3 protein-coding genes are annotated in these 4,579 nt (G+C 46.6%); all 3 read right to left on the minus strand.

Annotated features, from left to right (window positions below):
• Nucleotides 1–982, minus strand: a 982-nt coding sequence (locus ACVBDY_RS10275; RefSeq protein WP_447175391.1) for a sigma-54-dependent transcriptional regulator, incomplete at its 3' end; no start/stop codon positions are given.
• A 7-nt stretch (nt 983–989) separates the two neighbouring features.
• Entirely contained in the window at nt 990–3,293 is a 2,304-nt protein-coding gene (locus ACVBDY_RS10280) for a tetratricopeptide repeat-containing sensor histidine kinase (RefSeq protein ID WP_447175392.1), read from the minus strand.
• Between the two features lie 229 nt (nt 3,294–3,522).
• A partial coding sequence (locus tag ACVBDY_RS10285; protein ID WP_447175393.1) for a sigma-54-dependent transcriptional regulator occupies nt 3,523–4,579 on the minus strand: 1,057 nt, incomplete at its 5' end.

Consider the following 4,579-nt stretch of genomic DNA (forward strand, 5'->3'; position numbering starts at 1 on the left):
TTTCCCGTAACGGGGGGACATTGAGGGGAAATACGTTGAGCCTGTAATACAGGTCGATTCTAAAACGGTTTTCACCGATTTCCCGTTCCAGGTTTTTGTTGGTGGCCGCAATTACGCGGACATCGACGTTGATCTCCTTGTTGCCCCCGAGCCGTTCCATATGTTTTTCCTGGAGCACTCTCAATAATTTGGGCTGCATTTCCAAAGGCAGTTCCCCGATCTCATCAAGAAATATGGTCCCGCCATGGGCCTGCTCAAACTTTCCGATCCTTTGTGCCAGGGCACCGGTAAAGGTGCCCTTCTCATGGCCGAACAACTCGGATTCGATCAGGGTGGAGGGCAGTGTCGCACAGTTTACAATGACAAAGGGTCCGTTCCTTCGGGGGGAGAGCTCGTGTATGGCATGGGCCAATCTTTCCTTTCCCGTGCCGCTTTCCCCCAAAATCAGGACGGAGGTGTCCATGGGGGCCACCCTCCGGATCTGTTCAAAGACCTTCAATAGTGGCGGACTCTGTCCGATAATGTTCTCAAAGGCGGAGCGGTCCCCGGGACTATCCGGTCTTTGTCCCCCGGAAGCAGTGTCATCGGTCTTGGACAGTTCCTGTTTTTGGTTTTGGTGGTACTGTGCTATCTCAATGGCTATGAGCAGTTCTTTCTTGCGGTAGGGCTTGACAAGGAACCCATAGGGTTCCGTTATCTTGGCGGCATCCAGGATGGTCTTGTTGGAATTGGCGGAGAGATAAATGAACCCGATCCCTGCGGTTTTCAGTTCCCTGGCCAGATCGATCCCGGAAAGGCTGCCTTCCAGGTGGATGTCCAGGATGGCCAGGGTGGGATTCTCCTTTTGGATGATTTGCCTGGCCCTTGGAACCGAACTGGCAATTTCGCACACCTCGAACCCGGCCTCCCTCAGCATGAGCCTCAGGCCATTGGCAAGGATGAACTCATCTTCGACTATCAATATCTTATCATTGATCCCCATACGTTCGTTAAATTACTTGTTCCAACAAGAACTTGTCGGATTCCTTGAAATACAGTGTAATCGTTGTGCCGTTTTTATTCATTATGGAGAAATCAGCACCGATCTGGTTGCTGAGCCCTTGCATAAGGTTAATACCCAGTGAATCTGACTGGTGTGGGTCAAAACCAGTAGGTAAGCCCTTGCCATTGTCCCTGATGACCAGTTGAATGTTTTGGTCCTCTTGTCGCTGTAAAAGGACTGAGATTATTTTTTTATTGTTTTCGCTAAAAGCATATTTCAATGAATTAGTTATAGCTTCATTGAGTATGAGCCCGAGGGGGATAGCCTTAACGATCTCCATTTCAAATGAATCGACCTCAAGGTAAAATTCGATTTCCCTTGCGGTGTCGAAACTCTCTTTTAGATAGTCGACCAGTTCGTGGACGTAATTTTTCATGTTCACCAGTTGCAGGTTGTCCGATTGGTAAAGTTTTTGGTGGAGGAGGGAAATGGCATAGATCCTTTGTTGGCTATCCCTGACCACTGCGATGGCGACACTGTCCTTAAGGTAAGCGGCTTGGGAGTACAATAGGGTAGAGATCATTTGGAGGTTGTTCTTGACCCTGTGGTGCACTTCTTTTATCAACCACTCCTTTTCATAGATCAACTTGTCCTTGCTCCGCAACAACCCCTCTTTTTCCTTAAGCAGACAATTGAGGGCCCGGACGTTGTTGTTGATGGTCTCCTGTTGTTCCCGCAACTTCTTGTTGGCCCTCTGTTTGATTTGGTAACGGTTGCCGCTAAGCAGTAGGAGGAGCAACAACATAATGGCACCCGCCGTAAAGACATTGCGCTCAAAAACACGCTTTTCCAGGACAATTTTCTGCTCCTTGTTTTTAGCGGTAAGGGTCTCTATTTCCTGAAGCTTCTTTTCGGTTTCATACTGTATATTCATACTGGCGATCTGGTGGTTTGACCGCTCATTGAACATGGAATCGTTCAATGCTTTGTAGGTTTGGTAATGTCTGATGGCAGAGGGGAAATTTGAGTATGCCGAATCTACCTTGAATTGTTGCAGGTTCAGATTTGCTATATCTGTTTTAGATTTTAGGGATTTGTGTACCAAAGCCTTGTTGATATACTCCTTGGCTTGTGCAAACTTGCTCTGGGCAATATAAAAATCCCCGAGCTTCAGGAAAGATATTAAATTGAATGAATCTCCAAAAGAATTTTTTTCGTTGGTCTCCAACATCTTAAGGTAATGTTCCTCCGCCTTGCTATAATTTTTTAACGAAAAGTAGATATCGCCCAACGTACGGTGATTTGAACAATATTGGAGACTTCCCTTCTTTACCGGATTTGAGGCAATGGCATTCATAAAGAATTCTAGTGCTTCCTCCGGTCTACCGGTCTCCATAAGTATCTTGGAAATCCTCGAAGCGGATGCTTGTTGAAAGTAAAAATTCCCTCCTTCATTTTCGGCTTTCTTAAGGACCTTTGAAAAGTATTGGATGGCCTCAAAAGGTTGGTTCAATTCGTCAAAAACGGTTCCCACCCTTAAATAGAACAAGTCGATATCTACGGTGTCAGAAGTCTTCTCGGCGGATTTAATGGCGAGCAAACTATACTTTAGAGCTTCCTGATAATTTCCCATTGATCGGTATACCACACCGATCAAATCATAGGTATAATGGAGTTTCGGATAACCTGCACCCTTGTATATTTCCAATGCCTCCAACAATTCCTTCAGGGATTGACTGAGCCTATTTTGATAAAGGTGTGTATTGGCCATACACTTGACAACAAATGCCTCTTTGATCTTGTTACCGGAGCTGCGGTATAAATTCCTTGCTATAGTATAATATTCTATGGCAAGTTCAAGGTCCCCAATACTGTCCCACTCTCCTTTGGTATAGAAGGCATAGGCTTCCATCTCAGGTAATTCATAAATTCTGCCCAGGGAAATGGCTCTGTCTATAACCCTGTTGGCCGAGGAGATATCATTAAGAATGTTTCGAAGAAGAGTTGCTTTCAGGCATAGGCCTTTAATCAATCCGCTATGGTATGATAGCTTTTCACTCAGGCTGAGTGCCCTTTCGATATATATTTCACTATCCCTACTATTTTGGGATAAATGGTATTGGGCAATGTCCAATAGATCATCGACCAGATCGGCGTTGTGTTTGCTCGTTTTAACCCGGGCCAATAATTCCATGGCAGCTTCTTTGGTCAAATAAGGTTCTATTGGTTCTGCACTGACTTTGACACATAAAAGGAAAATCAGCAAAAAAGTGCTGACAAAACGGACCGTAGGTTTGGCGATCACTGTCATCTCATCAATGTGTTTAAGTTTTTGCCGGAATTTCTGGGATAAACTCGTTTGACAAAGATACTGTTTTCTGAACTTAGCCCATGGGGATTCTACAGGTGTCCCCGTAATTTCATATATGGTGCATGGGTGGTTCCGACCTGAATCTGGGATTGGGAACCCACAACTGCTATTGTTCCTTTTCATTTTCCAAGTATTACTTACCTCGATCATTGGACAAAAGTTAGGGTATTTAAACATCCTTCCCGGATTTTTGTGTAAATATGGCCATAAAGTGGTCTAACAACAAGGACATGTCTTCTATTTTTTCCCGTAACGGGGGGACATTGAGGGGAAATACGTTGAGCCTGTAATACAGGTCGATTCTAAAACGGTTTTCACCGATTTCCCGTTCCAGGTTTTTGTTGGTGGCCGCAATTACGCGGACATCGACGTTGATCTCCTTGTTGCCCCCGAGCCGTTCCATATGTTTTTCCTGGAGCACTCTCAATAATTTGGGCTGCATTTCCAAAGGCAGTTCCCCGATCTCATCAAGAAATATGGTCCCGCCATGGGCCTGCTCAAACTTTCCGATCCTTTGTGCCAGGGCACCGGTAAAGGTGCCCTTCTCATGGCCGAACAACTCGGATTCGATCAGGGTGGAGGGCAGTGTCGCACAGTTTACAATGACAAAGGGTCCGTTCCTTCGGGGGGAGAGCTCGTGTATGGCATGGGCCAATCTTTCCTTTCCCGTGCCGCTTTCCCCCAAAATCAGGACGGAGGTGTCCATGGGGGCCACCCTCCGGATCTGTTCAAAGACCTTCAATAGTGGCGGACTCTGTCCGATAATGTTCTCAAAGGCGGAGCGGTCCCCGGGACTATCCGGTCTTTGTCCCCCGGAAGCAGTGTCATCGGTCTTGGACAGTTCCTGTTTTTGGTTTTGGTGGTACTGTGCTATCTCAATGGCTATGAGCAGTTCTTTCTTGCGGTAGGGCTTGACAAGGAACCCATAGGGTTCCGTTATCTTGGCGGCATCCAGGATGGTCTTGTTGGAATTGGCGGAGAGATAAATGAACCCGATCCCTGCGGTTTTCAGTTCCCTGGCCAGATCGATCCCGGAAAGGCTGCCTTCCAGGTGGATGTCCAGGATGGCCAGGGTGGGATTCTCCTTTTGGATGATTTGCCTGGCCCTTGGAACCGAACTGGCAATTTCGCACACCTCGAACCCGGCCTCCCTCAGCATGAGCCTCAGGCCATTGGCAAGGATGAACTCATCTTCGACTATCAATATCTTATCATTGATCCCCATA

The organism is Sinomicrobium halophytocola, from assembly GCF_052983395.1.

What these genes read in the sequence shown, in the direction of transcription:
- ACVBDY_RS10280 (WP_447175392.1), bottom strand. Translation starts at nt 3,293, where the DNA reads ATGACAGTGATCGCCAAACCTACGGTCCGTTTTGTCAGCACTTTTTTG.